A 965-nucleotide genomic window follows, 5' to 3' on the forward strand; every position below is an offset into this window, starting at 1 on the left:
CCTCCCACCTTTCGTCGTTATAGACCCATCAAGGCAGCAAATTCGCTGCGGCACTGCAAATTGAGGCATCAGCGCGAAAGTACCCCATAACTGTTGCCACGCTTTGGTGCCCCGTCATCGCCATGGTGTCGGCCAGCGGCACTTGTTGCCGCCCAGCTTCGGTCACAAAACCTGACCGCAGCGAGTGCGCTGAATAACTACCGCCGACTCCCGCGAGTTCACATCGCTCTTTAACGATGGCGCGAACCGCGGCGGGGGAGAGCGCTTCGCCCAGATGGCCCCCTTTGCGAACGCTCCGAAAAATCGCCCCCGATTGAATCCCACTAGCCTGCAGCCAGGTCGCAAGCGCCGCGGCCGCCGCGCCCAGCAGCGGCTTATTGTTTTCCGGCAGATCCACACCCGCCTGGTTGGTCTTCGAATACGCCAGGTTGTAGACAAAGCCCTCGGGAATCGGCTTTAGGAATTGCATGTCCGCTCCGGTGACTTCGGAGCGCCGGCGCCCGCCGCTGGCCCAGGCAAACAGCAGCAAGGCGCGATCCCGTTTGCCGCGCAGCGAGTCGTCGCAGGTGGCCAGGATGGCCTGCAGGGGATCCTTGGTCAGTGCCTCTTTCTTCTGGGGGAGGGCGCCGCGCTTGGCGTAGGCCTTGCGCGTGCGTGACAGCAGCTCGCGCACCGTGGGATCCTGGCAGGGATTTTTGAGTTCGCGCACTTGGTGCGCCTTGGACAGCACGGCAATCCGGTGGACCAGGGTGTTGTGGGCTAGCGCTCCCAGCTTTCCTTTGTAGCCGGCCTGGACCAGCGTCTGGTCGATCAGCGCCGGCAGCTCGGACGTCAGGCCCTTGTCCGTGGTCCGTTCGGCGTGATCCACGATGAACTGCAGCACACAAGGGGAGGGCACCGGCAGCTGGATCTGGCCACCATAACGAATGCCGTACCAAGCGGCCCAATAGCGCAGGGCGCTTTTG

At 63.2% G+C, this 965-nt stretch carries 1 protein-coding gene; it reads right to left on the bottom strand.

The features are described from left to right. Window positions 1-28 precede the first annotated feature (28 nt). A partial coding sequence (locus tag AC1D0Z_RS22860; RefSeq protein WP_477660419.1) for a site-specific integrase occupies window positions 29-965 on the bottom strand: 937 nt, incomplete at its 5' end.

The organism is Polaromonas sp. P1_E3 (assembly GCF_056405935.1).